This is a genomic window from Ruegeria sp. BB6 (genome assembly GCF_056539385.1).
This window is the reverse complement of sequence record NZ_JBQFUW010000001.1, coordinates 119119-135836: the sequence shown is the minus strand read 5'-3', so window position 1 is coordinate 135836 and position 16718 is coordinate 119119. Positions and strand designations below refer to the sequence as shown.

Sequence of the window (16718 nt, the reverse complement as noted above, 5' to 3'; positions counted from 1 at the left end):
GCCTTCTTAGGCTGCAGTCCGCTTTCTTAGGTAGAGGATCAGTTGCAGGACAGCTCTTTTTCGCGGGCTTTTATGACCTTCATGAGGGTCTGTTCCACATCGTCCAGTTCTGGTGACTTGGTAAAGCATTCGTCGTTGCTGAAAACGCTCTTGCCGCGGTCGGAGCCAAAGCAATACCCGTTGATGTGAAACAGGTAGTTTCTGGCATACCACAATTCGTCACAGTCAAAGTCGTGAAGTGATCGTTCAGGTGGTTGTTCCGGCTTGGGGGCTTGGCGCGGCAATTCTGCCAATGGCATCTCAAAGGGAAAGGCCATCAATGCCGAGTATTCCCGGATTTGCGCTTCTTCTGATGTGGCCTCGGCTTCCCAATACGTAGAAGGGCGTGCGACGTAGTCTTCGTCGCTGTCTGCAAAACCATGAGGGAATTGCTCGGCAACCATAATCTGAATTTTGGGGCTGTCGAAATTGGCGGACCAGATGTCTTCGTGGTTGGCCAGATAGACATCATCGCCAACATCGGCGGATGTGTCGATACGAACTAGGCAATCTTGGGCGTAGTATGGTCCGCTCACCTGATAGCCGCGTTTGAAGCCATAGGCGGTGTGGTTTACCTGTTCGACCTTCGTGTTTGTGCGGTAGTCGGGATCGGGGTCCCATTCCTGTGTCTCAACATCGTCAAGCATGTCGTAGAAGTCCCAAGCGATCTCTTTGGCCGATGCAAGCGGATGGCGTTTCCAGGTCGGACCAAAGGCCCAGTCAAACAGACCGTCGTCCAGCATGAATGCATTGTCGCAAATGGTGTCGATCAGGGTCTCGTTCAACGTGGCATGCAGTTTGACACCTGACACCGGGACATCGCCAAGAATCGCATCGCCCACAGTGTCGATATAGTACATGTCTTGCGGAGGAGTGCTGAGTGTTCGCTGATACAGGTATGGGTTCATATAGGCCCGCCCCTCGACGTCAAGCTCTTGAGAAAACTCAAAAATCTTTGCCGAACTAATGATCGCTGAAGAATACGCACTTTCGACGTCATGCTTGGAGTATGGGCCTTCTCCGCCCAGTTCGATGCGGGGGGCGTGAACTCCAAGCTGGGCACCGGGTTGAATCGCACGGGTGGCGAAAGTCGAATAGCTTTCGCCTTCAAAGAAATCAGCACCGGCAAGAAACAGGATGGAGCAGGCAGACGCACACAGGTCTCCGCTGAGAACGGTTGTATGCAAATCGGCGTCGATATAGCGGAAGAAACTCGCAATTCGGAGGGCTTCGTACAGATCCCCTCCAGGGCTTGAAAGGCAAAGCGTGGCGTCTTCTATGAACGTTGTATACGAACCGCCCTCGTCGTCGTCCCAGTAGTCATAAAGCTGATGAAAGCGCCGAAGGTCACCGCGAACGATACCTCCGGTCAGAAGCAGGTCACATTGCTCGTATTTCTCGTCAAGAGTTCGGTCAGGTGCAAATTGGGCGTATTCCGACGAGTACATTGCCCTGCTGCCGGGCATAACAAACAGTTCTGCCGCAAATGTTGGGGCAGCCGTAAACAGTATCAAAGCGTGGAACAAAGATCGGAAGAAACTTGGGAACGTAATCATTTTGACTTCTATCTGTTTGACTTTCAAAGGGTTGTATCGGCGTTCCGTCTACCTGAAAAACGTGAGAGCCGGGTGCGTGGTAAAGGGAGTATGGTGCGGCCAACGGTGAGCCCAAAAAAAAATCCCCCGCAACTTGTGCTGCGGGGGACTTGATTGTCAGAAGGCTATTCTGCCGCGTCTTCGTCGCCTTGATCGGCAATCCAGGCGACGCTCACAACCTCTTCGCCCTTACCGGTGTTAAAGACTTTCACCCCGCCCGCGCTGCGTGATCGGAATGAGATGCCGTCAACCGGAACACGGATCGACTGGCCTTTGGACGTCGCCAACATGATCTGGTCGTCAATCTCTACCGGGAACGAGGCCACAAGTTCGCCGCCGCGCATGGCCTTGTCCATGGCTGCGACGCCCATACCGCCACGCCCCCGCACAGGGTAGTCGTGGCTGGAACTCAGCTTACCCGCGCCGCCTGTGGTAATGGTCAGGATCAGGTTTTCGGCCGCCGACATCTCGGCATAGCGTTCCTGGGGCAACACACTGTCTGCATTACCTTCGTCCTCATCCGCCTCGGTCTCATCCGTGACGCCAGCCATAAGGCGGCGCATCTTTAGGTAGGCGGCTCGCTCGTCCGGCCCGGCCTCGAAATGGCGGATGACGGACATCGAGACAACGCGGTCGCCGTTGGTCAGCCTGATGCCACGTACACCGGTCGACTCGCGCGAGTTAAAGACGCGGACATCGGTGGTGCGGAAGCGGATCGCACGGCCCGAATTGGTGACCAGCATCACGTCTTCGTCCTCGGAACAAATACGGGCGTTCACCAGTTCCACACCTTCGGGCAGTTTCATCGCAATCTTACCGTTGCGGCGCACATTGGTGAAATCTGACAAACGATTCCGCCGCACGTCGCCCGCACTGGTGGCGAAGACGATTTGCAGGTTTTCCCATTCCTCATCCGGCACATCGACGGGCATGATCGCGGCAATAGAAACGCCCGTGGGGATCGGCAGGATGTTGACGATGGCCTTGCCCTTACCGGTTCGGCTGGACTGCGGCAGACGCCAGGTCTTGAGCTTGTAGACCATCCCTTCGGTGGTGAAGAACAGCAGTTGCGTATGCGTGTTCGCCACAAAGAGGTTGGTGACGACGTCTTCTTCCTTGGTCTGCATCCCCGACAAGCCCTTGCCGCCACGCTTTTGCGCGCGGAAATCGGCCAGAGGGGTACGCTTGATGTATCCGCCGGAGGTGACGGTCACGACCATGTCTTCACGCTCGATCAGGTCTTCGTCTTCCATGTCGCCAGACCAGTCGACGATCTCGGTGCGACGGGGTACGGCGAACTGGTCGCGAACTTCGCGCAGCTCATCGCCGATGATCGACATGATGCGCTCGCGAGAGGACAGAATATCCAGGTATTCCTTGATCTTGGCGGCCAGCTGCTCCAGCTCGTCCGTGACCTCTTTGACGCCCAGTTGGGTTAGGCGCTGCAGGCGCAGCTCAAGGATCGCACGGGCCTGAACTTCGGTCAGGTTATAGGTGCCGTCGTCGTTCATCTTGGACAGAGGATCGTCGATCAAGCGCAGATAGCCTTCGATCTCAGCCGCAGGCCAGCGGCGGGTCATCAGCTTTTCACGCGCCTCGGCTGCGTCTGCCGAGGACCGAATGGTGGCGACCACTTCGTCCACGTTCGATACGGCCACGGCCAAACCACACAGGATATGGCTGCGCTCGCGCGCTTTGCGCAGGTCATATGCGGTGCGGCGGGCGACAACGTCTTCACGGAAGTCGATGAACGAGGTCAGGAACCGGCGCAGGGTCAATTGCTCGGGCCGGCCACCGTTCAGGGCCAGCATGTTGCAGCCGAACGAGGTCTGCATAGGAGAGAAGCGATAGAGCTGATTCAAGACCACCTCGGGCGTCGCATCGCGTTTAAGTTCCACGACAACCCGCACGCCATTGCGGTCGGATTCGTCCTGTACATGCGCCACGCCTTCGATGCGCTTCTCGCGCACCGCTTCGGCGATCTTTTCGATCATCGCGGCCTTGTTAACCTGATAGGGAATCTCATCCACGACGATGGCATAACGGTCCCTGCGGATTTCTTCGACGCGGGTTTTGGCGCGGATGATGACGCTGCCACGACCTTCCAGATATGCCTTGCGCGCGCCAGAACGTCCCAACATGACGCCTCCGGTCGGGAAATCGGGGCCGGGGACGTATTCGATCAGTTGCTCGGATGTCAGGTCGGGATCGTCGATCAGGGCCAGAGTCGCATCGACGACTTCGCCAAGGTTATGCGGCGGGATGTTCGTCGCCATGCCCACGGCGATACCACCGGCACCATTGACCAGCATGTTCGGGAAACGGGCGGGCAGGACGGTCGGCTCTTTATCTTTGCCGTCATAGTTGTCCTGAAAATCGACCGTTTCTTTTTCGATATCGGCCAAAAGGGACGCGGCAGGCTTGTCCATCCGCACTTCGGTATAACGCATGGCCGCCGGATTATCGCCGTCCATCGAGCCAAAGTTGCCCTGTCCATCCAGCAGCGGCAGCGACATCGAGAAATCCTGCGCCATCCGCACCAGCGCGTCATAGATCGCGCTGTCGCCATGCGGGTGGTACTTACCCATCACATCGCCCACCGGACGCGCCGATTTGCGATAGGCCTTATCGTGCGTGTTCCCGGTTTCGTGCATGGCGTAGAGAATGCGCCGGTGAACCGGCTTCAAGCCATCGCGCAGATCAGGGATCGCGCGGGACACGATGACCGACATGGCATAGTCCAGATAGGACGTGCGCATCTCGGATTCGATGGACACCGTCGGGCCGTCATAAACGGGACGCTCGGGCGGGGTTTCATCCATGTTTTCTGGGGTTTCTGGCGTATCGCTCACGTAAACTGCCCGATCTTTGGCTTGGGTCTATATCTTGTGTGTGCATCTTATCAGACCCGGCACATAAGGTGCAAGCAAGCTGAGCATTTCGAGCGAAAAACCACGGTAACACTGGGGTAACATATTGTTATCCAAGTATTTGGTGATTTCTGTGCTACCCTAAAGAGACCTTGCAAGAAATTGGAGGTCTGCATGGAGCAAAGCGAAACCGAATTAATGCTCAAGGGATACGGGCTGACGACGGCGGAATTTTTCTATCACATGCCCGACTACATCCACGTTCTGAATACCTTTATTTGGCAGGATTATGATCTTGCGCCCGATCATCCGAAACTGTTCGATTTCATAGATTTCTGGCAGCGAGAGATTGAGGGGCCGCTGCACTCGGTCCGGTTCACACATCGCAAGATGATCGCGCCTGGCGAATGGCGAAATGTGGTGGGTGAGTTTCGGGTGAATTGAACGGCGTTTTCATTGCGCCAACATCGGTTAAAGTGACGGACAACTTGTTGGTCACATATGGAATCGCTTTATGCACCGTGGTTTGTTTCTTGCCGTCGCAGCGACACTTCTTTGCCAGTCCGCAGACGCTCAGGGGGTGTTGGATAAAATCAAAAAGGGCGCGGAAAACACTGCGGATGCCATCGGTCGTGGCGCTGAGAGTGTCGGGAGTACGGTTGAAAAAGGTGTCGGCGCGGTTGACGATACGATCGACTCTACTGCCGATTTGCTGTCAAACGAAGCAACCCCGGAAGAAACACGCGCCAAGCTGGATGTCATGGCAAGCGATGTCTTGGCGCAATTATTGGCCGAAAATCCAGAGGCGCAGGCACTGTACGATGTCAGCGCGGGATATGCCGTTTTTGATTCGCGGAAGGTGACAGTTTTCCCTGTGTCGGCTGGGTACGGGCGCGGTGTTGCAGTGTCCAAGGAAACTGGCCAGCACGTCTATATGAACATGGGTACTGGCGGCGTTGGGGCGGCGATCGGAATTGGCGGATTCGAGACCAAATTTGTTATCCTGTTTGAAACGCAGGCGGATTTGGACAAGTTCATCGCTCAGGGCTATGACGCGACCGCTGAATCGGCCGCAATGTACGGGGATGAACGCACTGACGAAACGTTGCGCTTTACCGATGGTCGGTCCTTTTTTGTGCTCAGCAAGAAAGGGTGGCGTGTGTCCGCTGGTGCCTCGGGAACCAAATACTGGAAATCTCCTGAACTGAACTGATCAGCCAGAGCAGCTTGCCCCGCCCAAAACACAGAATTTTGCGCAGTGCGGGTGGTTCAGGTGGACGTCGGCCTCGGCCTCGGCCAACGTATGGCCCATCTCGAACTCTGGCTCGTAGGCCAGAAGCGTGCAGGCAAGCACTGCAGGTTTTTCTGCGCCTTTGCGCTTTACCACCATCCGCGCATTTGAGCACATTACCGCCTCAGGAGACTTGTCCAATATCCCCCAGCAAGCGGTTGTAATTTCAGGAACTTCGGCAGTTTCGTCCATCTCGGGGAAAAGGACGGTCTGCGCCGGGTTCTGCGCGTCGATGTCAAACCCCTGTGCCTTAAAAAAGGCCGCATATCCCGCGCGGCTTTGTGAATCCGTTTCGTCCCAAACCGTTCGCCCGGCTACGGCCATCTTGAAACCATTGTCCCGCAGCCACTCCATTCCAGCCACGGTCTTTTCAAAGCTGCCTTCACCACGCTCTTTGTCATGCAGTTCAGCACGATAATGATCAACGGAAATACGCAATGACAGCTTGTCGCCAAAGTCTTGACGCAAGTCCCGCAACCCATCGCGCATTTTTCGGCGCAGCATAGGTTGCATGGCATTGGTCAAGATTAACACTTCATAACCCTGTTCAAGCGCGGCGCGTGCCATCTCGATCATTTCGGGGTTCATGAACGGTTCGCCGCCCGTGAACCCGATTTCACGCACAGGCCAATTCCGTTCCTCGATCTGATCCAGAAAGTCGCACACCTCATCCGCGGTAATGTAGACCAGAGCGTCGTTTGTCGGGCTGCTGGCTATGTAACAATTGAGGCACTCGATATTGCACAAGGTGCCCGTGTTGAACCAAAGGGTTTCGGGGTTTTTCAGTGCCACGGACGCGCGGGCCTGTCCGTCTGCTGTGACCAATTTGTTCTGAAACTTGCCGATATTGGCGCTGCTTGGGGCGTCGTCTTTCATTCCGGTTTCCGGTTCCTTGAAGTCCTTACACTGACTTAGCTTTTTGGTTGCGGTTCGTTAAGTAGGGTGCGCACAACCTGACAGAGATTTGATGTTGCGGAAATTTGCAGTAGTGGTTGCGCTAACATTGGACATGACCTTTGGGGCAAGGTAAGGAAAACGCATGGTTTCTCGTGTCATACCCGTTGACCCATTCGATCTGGTCATTTTTGGCGGAACCGGTGATCTGGCGCAGCGCAAGATCCTTCCGGCTCTGTTTCGTCGGTTTTGCGCTGGCCAGTGGGCCGATGGGGTGCAAATCATCGGCGCGGCCAGGACGAAACACGACAGTGCCGACTTTCGTGATCTGGTTGCCGAATCGCTGGCGATCCATGCGCCTGCACATTGTTTGGACTCGGTCGCGCTGAGCGCTTTCTTGGAACGCGTTGAATACGTGGCGCTTGACGGTGCTGCGGACGATGGGTGGGATCAGCTATCCGGCAAGTTGAAGCCAGATCGCGTGCGTGCGTTTTATTTCTCGGTAGGGCCGGGATTGTTCGGCCCTTTGGCCGAGCGGATCAAATCTCATGACCTTGCGACCCCTCAGACACGGATAGTTGTTGAAAAACCCTTTGGCCATGATCTGGAGAGCGCACGCGCGCTGAACGCAACCTTGGCCGTGCATTTCAGCGAAAAACAAATCTACCGGATCGACCACTATCTGGGCAAAGAGACCGTTCAGAACCTGATGGCTGTACGGTTCGGGAATATGTTGTTCGAGCCTCTCTGGAACAGCCAGTACGTGGATCATATCCAGATCACCGTGGCTGAATCCGTGGGGATCGACGGTCGGGAGGGGTATTATGAACGCGCTGGTGCGATGCGCGACATGATGCAGAACCACCTGATGCAGCTTTTGTGCCTGATCGCGATGGAGCCGCCGGCCAAATTCGATCCAGACGCTGTGCGAGACGAAAAGTTGAAGGTCATCCGCGCCTTGGACCCGGTCGAGCCGCATCACATCGTGCGCGGTCAGTTTGAAGGAGGTGGGCCAGGCTATCGTGAGATCGTTGGCAATCCACGTTCCACCACGGAAAGTTACGTGGCGCTGAGGGCGCATGTCAGCAACTGGCGATGGGCGGGAACTCCGTTTTACTTGCGCACGGGCAAGCGGTTGGTAGCCCGATCTTCGGTGATTAACGTGATGTTCAAGGACGCGCCACATTCCATCTTTGGCGAACAGGACGGTCGCCATGCTAATGTACTATCGATCCGCCTTCAGCCGAATGAAGGTATCACGCTCAAAGTGACGATCAAGGAACCGGGGCAAGGGGGGATGCGTCTGGTCGATGTGCCCTTGGATATGAGCTTTGCCGAGGCATTGGGGCCGGAAAATCAGGATCCGCCGGATGCTTATGAACGGCTGGTGATGGATGTCATCCGCGGCAACCAGACCCTGTTCATGCGTGGGGATGAGGTCGAAGCTGCATGGGCGTGGACTGATCCGATCATTGCGGGGTGGCGTGCGCGCGGAGACGTTCCGAAACCTTACGAAAGTGGCAGCACAGGACCGGGCGACGCCGAGCTGCTGATGAAACGAGATGGTCGCCGCTGGCAAGGGATAAACCCATGAAAATTCAGGAATACGCCGACAGGGACATGCTGGCCATCGACGTCGCCAACGTATTGGCCGGAGATTTGGACGCCGCGTTGCTGCATCATGATATGGTTTCGTTGGCGGTTCCGGGCGGCACTACTCCGGGGCCGATTTTTGACGGATTGTGCGCCGCTGATCTGGACTGGGACAGGGTGCGCGTTCTTCCTACGGATGAACGCTGCGTGCCGGGCAGCAGCGACCGATCCAACGAAAAACTGATCCGCGAGCGTCTGCTGACAAATCGTGCATCTGCGGCGCAATACGTTCCGCTATATCTGGACGGCAAAGACCCCGAGGCGGTGCTGCCGGAAATCGAAAGCTTGATCACTCCGGTCCTTCCCCTGTCTGTTCTTGTTCTTGGGATGGGGGAAGACATGCACACCGCATCGCTGTTTCCCGGAATGCAGGGTTTGGAGGCAGCCCTTGATAGCCACGCCCCGCCGCTGGCAATCGCCCGGACCGAAGTCCAGCCGGAGGCGCGTATCACCCTGACGGCGCCGATTTTGGATGGGGCGTTGTCCAAACATCTGGTGATTTTCGGAGCCGCAAAGCGCGAGGCTTTGAACCGCGCACTCACCTTGCACCCGGATGAGGCGCCGATCGCAGCGGTACTAAGCGGTATGACGGTACACTGGGCGGAGTGACAGCTATGAAACTGAGCAACCTCAAAGCACTGGCAACCGGCGCGCAGGACCGCGCAATTTTGGATTTGTTCGAGCAGTCGCCAGACAGGGCGCAGAGTTTTTCAGCCTCGACCGGGGATTTGCTGTTTGACTACTCGAAAACTCAGATAGATGGGACGATCCGTGATGCCCTGATCCAATTGTGCGACGAGGCAGGGTTGGCCGACCGACGCGAGGCGATGTTCACCGGAGAGAAGATCAACGAAACCGAAGGCCGCGCGGTGCTGCATACGGCCCTTCGCAATCTGGACGGTGGCCCGGTCGAGGTTGATGGTTTGGATGTCATGCCTGACGTATTGGACACGCTTCAACGCATGCGGGTCTTTGCCGAGGAGGTGCGCGGCGGTGCCATCGCCGGGGCAGGGGGCAGCTTTACGGATGTGGTGAATATCGGAATCGGTGGGTCTGATCTGGGCCCGGTCATGGCCACTCATGCTTTGTCCCCATATCACGATGGGCCACGGTTGCATTACGTGTCGAACGTAGACGGCGCGCATATCGCGGATACGTTGCGACAACTGGATCCGACGCGGACGCTGGTCATTGTCGCCTCGAAAACCTTCACGACCATCGAAACCATGACCAACGCACGCACGGCTCGGGCATGGATGACCGATGGCGGGGGCGACCCGGCGGCCCAATTCGCGGCGGTGTCCAGCGCGTTGAACAAAACCCAGGCGTTCGGCATTCCCGAAGACAGGGTATTCGGCTTTGCGGACTGGGTCGGAGGCCGATACTCGGTCTGGGGTCCGGTTGGTTTGCCCGTGATGATTGCCGTGGGATCGAACGCTTTTGACGCCTTTCTGCGCGGCGGTCAGGCCATGGATGTGCATTTCCGCGCGGCTGACTGGGGTGAAAACATGCCGGTGCTGCTGGCGCTTGTCGGTGTCTGGCATCGGCAAGTTCTAGGCCACGCCAGCCGCGCGGTATTACCCTATGATCAACGGTTGTTACGGTTGCCTGCATATTTTCAGCAGCTCGAAATGGAATCGAACGGCAAATCCGTGGCTATGGATGGGGCCGCGTTAACCGTTCCGTCCGGGCCCGTCGTGTGGGGCGAGCCCGGAACCAACGGGCAGCACGCCTTTTATCAGTTGATCCATCAAGGCACCGACGTAATCCCGTGTGAGTTCATGGTTGCCGCCGAAGGGCACGAGCCTGAGCTTTCGCACCATCATCGGCTATTGTTTGCGAACTGCCTCGCTCAGTCCGAAGCGTTGATGCGAGGACGGTCTCTGGAGGAGGCGCGGCAACGGATGGCCGCAAAAGGACTACAGGGTTCCGAGCTTGAACGTCAGGCGCGCCATCGTGTCTTTCCCGGCAATCGCCCATCCACCACACTGATCTATCCCAAGCTCTCTCCGTTTGTTTTAGGTCAGATCATCGCGCTTTATGAACACCGTGTATTCGTTGAGGGCGTGTTGCTGGGGATCAATTCCTTCGACCAATGGGGCGTTGAACTGGGCAAGGAACTGGCCACGTCTCTCGGGCCGATCGTAGATGGGCAGGAAAGTGCCGCAGATAAGGATGGTTCAACCGCCGCATTGGTGGCCTACGCCATGCGTCATCGGGGTTGATAACAAAAAATTGGGATCCTGTATGATGGCACGCTACATTCTCGTATTGTCAGACAATTAAATGATTGGCAGGGTTCAACTGGAACGCGTGCTTTGCTGCTAAACGCGGCAGAGCAAGAACAAGGAGCCGCCACACAGAAGCGGCTCACACATAGGGAGGATGTCCATGCTAGGACAAATGATGACGCAGCCATTGCTGATCTCGTCGCTGATTGAGCACGCAGACTGCTATCACGGTCAGACCGAGATCATATCGGTCGAAACTGACGGGACGGTGACTGAAAGTAGCTGGTCTCAAATAGCCGTAAATGCGCGAAAGCTGGCGTCAGCCTTGACCAAACTGGGTCTTGAGCCGCAAGCGCGTATCGGGACACTGGCGTGGAACAATCGGCGGCATCTGGAAATTTATTATGGAACGTCCGGTGCGGGCTTTGTGTGTCACACGATCAACCCAAGACTGTTCCCCGAACAACTCACCTACATCATGAACCACGCGAAAGATCGGGTTTTGTTTTTCGATGCGACCTTTATTCCGCTTGTCGCGGCGATCAAAGAGCATCTTGCCGAAGTGCAGCATTTCGTTCTGATGGGGCCAAGGAACGATGATGCGATCTCGCAAATTCCCGGTGTTCAGTTTTACGATGAGCTGATCGAAACCGGCGACGAAGGGTTTGAGTGGCCCAGCTTTGACGAAAACACCGCATCCAGTCTTTGCTATACGTCGGGCACAACGGGCAATCCAAAGGGCGTGCTGTATTCTCATCGCTCGACAGTTTTGCACAGCTTCGGCTCGAACACGCGTGATGTAATCGGGTATTCCGCGATGGACGTGGTTATGCCCGTTGTTCCCATGTTCCATGTAAACGCATGGGGTTCGCCCTATGCCTGCGCGATGTCCGGTTCACGCATGGTATTGCCGGGGCCGGATTTGCACGGCGAAGCGCTGGTTAAGCTCATCGACACCTATGGCGTCACGCTGGCAATGGGGGTTCCAACGATCTGGCAAGGGCTGTTGGCCTATGCCGATAAGTCCGGCAGCAAACTGGCCAGCCTGCAGCGCACGGTCATAGGAGGCGCGGCCTGCCCGCCATCCATGATCGAAACGTTCCGCGAGACGTATGATGTCGATACGGTTCACGCTTGGGGCATGAGCGAGATGAGCCCCTTGGGCACCGCGAACCAGCCTTTGGCCAAGCACGATAAGTTGCCAGCGGCAGAGCAACACAAGTTGCGTGAAAGTCAGGGGCGCCCTTGCTATGGCGTTGAGATGAAAATCGTGGATGACGACGGCAATGAGTTGCCCCGCGACGGAGAAACTCAGGGTGATCTGATGGTGCGCGGTCATTGGGTTTTGGATAGCTATTTCCAGATGCAAGACCAGGATTTGCTACAGGATGGCTGGTTCGCCACCGGAGACGTGGCGACTTTGGACCCCGACGGATACATGACCATTCGCGACCGGTCAAAAGACATCATCAAATCAGGGGGTGAGTGGATCAGTTCGGTCGAACTGGAAAACATCGCCGTAGCCCATCCCAAACTTGCTACCGCAGCCGTGATTGGCGTTCCACACCCCAAATGGGATGAGCGCCCCCTGCTTGTTGCGGTAAAAGCAGAAGGCCAAAATCCCACAGAGGAGGAGCTTTTGTCCTTCTTTGATGGCAAAATCGCCAAGTGGCAGGTGCCGGATAAGGTGGTCTTTGTGGACGCTCTGCCGTTGAACGCCACGGGCAAAGTTCTGAAACGCAACTTGCGCGCCGATTTTTCGGATGAACTGGCAGGTTGAGCTGATGCCCAAAATGCAAAGCGCTTGGGCGGTTTGAGATCGAACCTGAGACCAAATGATACTTGGTCCCTTCGATTTCTGAGCCGCCCATTTCGTAGTTGGTGAGCCCAGCACAAAAAAGTTGCCAGCAACCTTAGCCGCATCGACCCGATGGGCTCGGCCTTCAATCGACAAACCTTGATGCAAGCTAGGCGACCTACACAAGTAGTTCCAACTAAGGATTGTGATCGCGTTCCCAGCGGCGAGTTCTAATTAGCCAACCTGATTACTGCATAAGCGTCAGCCCACCTGATGATAGCTGCGCACGCAGTTCGCCCTTGATTAGAATTAACGGCGAGACTCTGCAAATGATGTGAGAGATTGGCTCCGGCGGTAGGGATCGAACCTACGACCAATTGATTAACAGTCAACTGCTCTACCGCTGAGCTACGCCGGAACGGTTTGCGCCGTATAGCAACCTGCATCTGCGCCGTCCAGAGGGCTGATGGAAGTTTTTTTAGACAGGATTCGACACTGCTCAGGTCGGGCTTTTTGCCAAAACACACTATCAATTTTGAGGGGTGATTTGGCTCCGGCGGTAGGGATCGAACCTAAGACCAATTGATTAACAGTCAATCGGTCCTTCCAATTCCCCTATTATTCCCATAGCTTAGTTTTGGGCGATTTAGCCTTTAACTAGCCTGTTTTTATAGTTAAAATACCCAAAGTCGGAACGGGTCAGCTTAACAAGGGGTTATCGGATCAGCGCCCGGCTTGAGGTCGAAGTGGGACACACGCGGGACACATATGCACAGCGAAGACTATTTACGTCGCCAGCTACCGGACACCGGGCGGAGAACATGGCGGGACGAAACATTCCCCGGACTGGAACTGATCGGACGAAAGGCGGGCGCGTCTTGGTTTCTCCGGCACCGAGTCGGGGGTAGACGGGTTCGGGACAAAGTCGGCCGCTGGCCTGCGATGGGACACAAAACGGCGCGGGACACAGCCAGAACGCTTACGCAGGCGACGGCTATGAAAGAGGTTGCTGGGGGCGATGCCTACGGGGACCGGCAGGGAAAGCGCAGAAAGGCCGCTGACAGGCGAACCAGCCTGACGTTGGGGGCGGCATTGGATGTTTACGCTTCCGACCGTCTGGCGGGGCTGAGAACGGGCGCACATGCTGAGAAAGTCTTGCGAAACGTCTTTGGGGCGCTTCTGTCCCGGCGCTTGGTCGAGATCGAACAGCCGGACTTGATTGCAGCGATAGACGCGAAACGGCGCACGGCACCGAGCATGGCAGACCTCGCAGTCCGATACGCGCGGCCATTTTTCGGATGGGTCGCAGAAACGGGCAGGGGGTCACGGCTCCTGCAAGACGTGAAAACCCGGCAGACCCGCAAACGAGAGCGGACCCTGTCGATGCTGGAACTGGGTGCGATAGCAAACGCCCTCGAAGCGATGGGGCCAACCGTCCCGGCGATGGCGATCCGGGTACTGATGGGGACTGCCGGACGGATGGCAGAGGTTTCGTTTATCCAGCGCGGGGAAATCGACCTGCCAGCGCGCCTCTGGACCCTCCCGGCATCTCGGAACAAGTCGAACCGGGTTCATCTCGTCCCGGTCAACGACTACGCCGCGACCGCGCTCAACACGGCGATGGCGCAGACTAACGAAGACCTAATCTTTGCCGGACGCACTGGCACAACGCCATTCGGCGGCTGGTCGAAATTCAAGAAGGAATTGGATAAAGCGTCTGGGGTGACGGGCTGGGTCTTCCAAGACCTGCGGCGAACCTTTGCGACGATCTGCGCAGATCACGGGGTTGATCCGCATGTCGCAGACCGATGTCTCAATCACTCCGGCGCGTCTACAGCCTCGACAGTCGCGCGGATTTATCAGCGATCCGAATTCTTGGAACAGCGCAGAGCGGCGATGAACGTCTGGAACGACGCGATTCTAAAAGCAAAAGAGTCAGCCTGATAAGAAGTCGCTTCTCCTGTCTACTAAGTAGCCAGACCCGGAATCTGAACAAACGAATATGAATAGTCAACAAACACCGTATTTCAGTGCTTCCAATTCTGGACCGGCATAAAATCTAACGGTCTTACCTTCCGAAGTTATTTTAATCGAACCTCTACGAATAAGTTCCGCAAGAATGTGGACCTGAGGTTGCGATCGGGACCCGCCAAGCAAATCCAAAGCGGAAAGTGTTTTGTATGTGTATTCTTCTGTTTCTCTTCCGACCACTACAACCGAATTGTCTTCAGGCTGGTGACGGCGAAGTAGCCTGTGAACTTCATCCTTCTTAGCTCGTGGATCGTAAAGGGTGGAAAAACTCATAGTATATCGCCTTCCTATGTCTCCCAAACGCCAGCAAGTGAATTTAAGGTATATTCCCGGCCACTCTGAGCTTTCCGAAATGTAGCTGTTAGCTACCCTTTTCCATTCGTCTTTAACTTCGACCGATTGTGGTTGCCGTGGGCTGATAATGCCTAAATTCCACATAAAGAAAGCGGCAATTAGCAAGCCGACAACACCAGCCACTATATTAGATCGCCACGAATATTCCCTTTTCTTAACTGTTGATTCTTTCAACCAGAAATTTTTGACTGAACTGTTTAGGGTTCTTTTTGATTTCCAGAATACCTCAAATTTGATTATCAAGAACACGGTAGCGGCAAACAAAAGAAGAATAAATAACAGCTTAGACGTAATCCAATTAGAGACATAATCCGCGTCTGATAAGTTTGATGCTTCGCTTGCCGGCTCGCTTTTAGTCTGTGTATCAGCGGCAGTGACTCCCGCGCCAGTTTCACTCTTACCACCCGTTGACGTAGTTGGGGCTGGCGTCGTCGAGAGGCTAGGTTGCGTCCAAACGGTCCCTTCGTAAGTTGGTCCGTCATATCGTTTGCCAGTGTATGTGATTAAAGTAAGACACCAACCTTTGCTTTTGTCGGTAAGCGGCGGCGTGTCTGATGAGTAGAAGTTGAACCGAGCCTCAGAACGTCTGTCGTTTGTCGGGTCGATGTCCGGCCAAACAGCTAAATACCTAACTGGAACTTCGTCACCGCATAACGACCCACCACCTTTCAGTCTAGGTATTTCCCCGTCTACTTCGTAGATCTTGGCCGAAGTTGAAGAGCCCGAGGGTGTAACCGGCCAATTACCAGATGAATTATCTTTAACGAAGATTAGCTGTAGTTTGGCTCCGCCCGGAAAGACAATTTGTTCGTTGGAAACGATAATTGTTCCAACCTGTTGGTACATAAAACTTGTGATGGGATCAAAAGTCTTGGGATCATCCCCTAGAACCTCCGCATGGGCGACGCTAAGCCAAAGAACGAATAAAGTTATGCCGCACCCAAAATTCTGAGACAGATGAAATATCTTAGACATTTGCCAATTAACCTATTGCTCGCATCACATGTAAACCCGTCGATTTCTCAGTAATCATTAATAAATCCTCGTCAATTCACTCTCTACAGAAAACTAAATTTCTCTCGAATACAAACTCATAGAGGTTTTAGATTTAACTTTTCCTTCTAGAAGCTGGGTTTCATATCACAAGCAGATCGATCCTTTTCCGTCCAGTTGCACAAATGGTCGGGCCGGAAATAACTTCATTAACCTTAAAGCGCTGAAAATCGACGCGCTGCTCAAGGACGCACAAAGGCCAGTGAGGATCGCAGAACTGTTTAACCTGTCGCCTAGTTTGATTTACAGCCTCAAGTACGGAAAGTCGTGGTCTTGGCTGACCGGCAGGCCGGTGCCAAGGCGGTGATCACCTCCCGCGCGGTGAGGGAGGTAAATCACCCTGAACGTCCCTTTCAGGGTATTTCGCGCAGTACGGGAAACACCTTCCCGGTGTCCGTGAAGGTAAGTCGAAGCCGCCTCGACTTCCCGCGAAAAAATCGAAAACTGGAATTTATGCGTTTCAGTCCTCGTATTCCTTCATTTTGGCTTCGTGGACTTCCTGCAATTCGCGGCAGTGGATTGAGCAGTAGTCGTGGTCGTTCGCTGGCTCAAACAGCTTGCGGCAGAACTGGCTTTTGCACATTGCCATTCCCCGCTTGATCTTGCGGTTGCCGCTGAAGCGCCTCCTCATATGTTATCCACGACTTTGGGTCACGTCCGTGTTCCGACAGTTCCCGGCGCATTCGGGCGTCCGCGCGAGCGAGCTTACCGCTCAAGCTCGGCGTTCGGGTTAGCTGATCTTCGAAGGAAAATATACCGTCCTGAAGGTCATCAACCCAACGGAGAAGAGGTTTAAAGTGATTGGGATGCACGGAGAACAAGCGCTGACGGGCCAGCTGGTTTTCGACCACCTGGAAATCGTCATTTTCTGGTGTTCCTGATGCATAATGCAGCATCACCGCTCCCTTC

At 55.2% G+C, this 16718-nt stretch carries 12 protein-coding genes and 1 tRNA gene; 7 read left to right on the top strand and 6 right to left on the bottom strand.

The window, feature by feature from the left end:
* Positions 1-38: 38 nt before the first annotated feature.
* A complete protein-coding gene (locus ACR0B7_RS00635; RefSeq protein ID WP_170481725.1) occupies positions 39-1595 on the bottom strand; it encodes a YARHG domain-containing protein in 1557 nt (518 codons plus the stop codon).
* Between the two features lie 164 nt (positions 1596-1759).
* Positions 1760-4486, bottom strand: a complete 2727-nt coding sequence (gene gyrA, locus ACR0B7_RS00630; RefSeq protein ID WP_170481728.1) for a DNA gyrase subunit A — start codon at positions 4484-4486, stop codon at positions 1760-1762.
* A gap of 192 nt (positions 4487-4678) precedes the next feature.
* Here gyrA and ACR0B7_RS00625 point away from each other — a divergent pair, with 192 nt between their 5' ends.
* Both ACR0B7_RS00625 and ACR0B7_RS00620 read left to right on the top strand, forming a co-directional pair.
* Positions 4679-4948, top strand: coding sequence for an usg protein (locus ACR0B7_RS00625; RefSeq protein ID WP_170481731.1), 270 nt, complete (start codon positions 4679-4681; stop codon positions 4946-4948).
* 70 nt (positions 4949-5018) lie between these two features.
* A complete protein-coding gene (locus tag ACR0B7_RS00620) occupies positions 5019-5717 on the top strand; it encodes a hypothetical protein (protein ID WP_170481734.1) in 699 nt (232 codons plus the stop codon).
* Here the strand turns inward: ACR0B7_RS00620 and ACR0B7_RS00615 are convergent, their stop codons facing one another.
* The gene (locus ACR0B7_RS00615) at positions 5718-6671 is read right to left on the bottom strand and encodes a radical SAM family protein (protein ID WP_170481737.1); all 954 of its coding nucleotides are present in this window, start codon (positions 6669-6671) and stop codon (positions 5718-5720) included.
* Positions 6672-6834: 163 nt separating this feature from the next.
* Here ACR0B7_RS00615 and zwf point away from each other — a divergent pair, with 163 nt between their 5' ends.
* From zwf to ACR0B7_RS00595, 4 genes are all read left to right on the top strand, one after another.
* On the top strand, positions 6835-8283 hold the full coding sequence (gene zwf, locus ACR0B7_RS00610; protein WP_170481740.1) for a glucose-6-phosphate dehydrogenase: 1449 nt from the start codon (positions 6835-6837) through the stop codon (positions 8281-8283).
* Positions 8280-8951, top strand: a complete 672-nt coding sequence (gene pgl, locus ACR0B7_RS00605; RefSeq protein WP_170481743.1) for a 6-phosphogluconolactonase — start codon at positions 8280-8282, stop codon at positions 8949-8951. The genes zwf and pgl overlap by 4 nt, the downstream gene beginning before the upstream one ends.
* A 5-nt stretch (positions 8952-8956) precedes the next feature.
* Positions 8957-10567: a glucose-6-phosphate isomerase gene (pgi, locus tag ACR0B7_RS00600; RefSeq protein WP_170576609.1), complete on the top strand. Its 1611-nt coding sequence runs from the start codon at positions 8957-8959 to the stop codon at positions 10565-10567.
* A 166-nt stretch (positions 10568-10733) separates the two neighbouring features.
* The gene (locus ACR0B7_RS00595; protein WP_170481748.1) at positions 10734-12353 is read left to right on the top strand and encodes a long-chain-fatty-acid--CoA ligase; all 1620 of its coding nucleotides are present in this window, start codon (positions 10734-10736) and stop codon (positions 12351-12353) included.
* 361 nt (positions 12354-12714) lie between these two features.
* On the opposite strand, the gene ACR0B7_RS00590 is transcribed toward ACR0B7_RS00595, so the two are convergent.
* Positions 12715-12789, bottom strand: a tRNA-Asn gene (locus ACR0B7_RS00590).
* Positions 12790-13367: 578 nt separating this feature from the next.
* Between ACR0B7_RS00590 and ACR0B7_RS00585 the strand changes: the two genes are divergently transcribed.
* Entirely contained in the window at positions 13368-14315 is a 948-nt protein-coding gene (locus ACR0B7_RS00585; protein ID WP_170569546.1) for a site-specific integrase, read from the top strand.
* A 66-nt stretch (positions 14316-14381) separates the two neighbouring features.
* Here the strand turns inward: ACR0B7_RS00585 and ACR0B7_RS00580 are convergent, their stop codons facing one another.
* On the bottom strand, positions 14382-15731 hold the full coding sequence (locus ACR0B7_RS00580) for a hypothetical protein (protein ID WP_170576608.1): 1350 nt from the start codon (positions 15729-15731) through the stop codon (positions 14382-14384).
* A gap of 626 nt (positions 15732-16357) precedes the next feature.
* Positions 16358-16705, bottom strand: coding sequence for a hypothetical protein (locus ACR0B7_RS00575; RefSeq protein ID WP_170576607.1), 348 nt, complete (start codon positions 16703-16705; stop codon positions 16358-16360).
* Positions 16706-16718 lie beyond the last annotated feature (13 nt).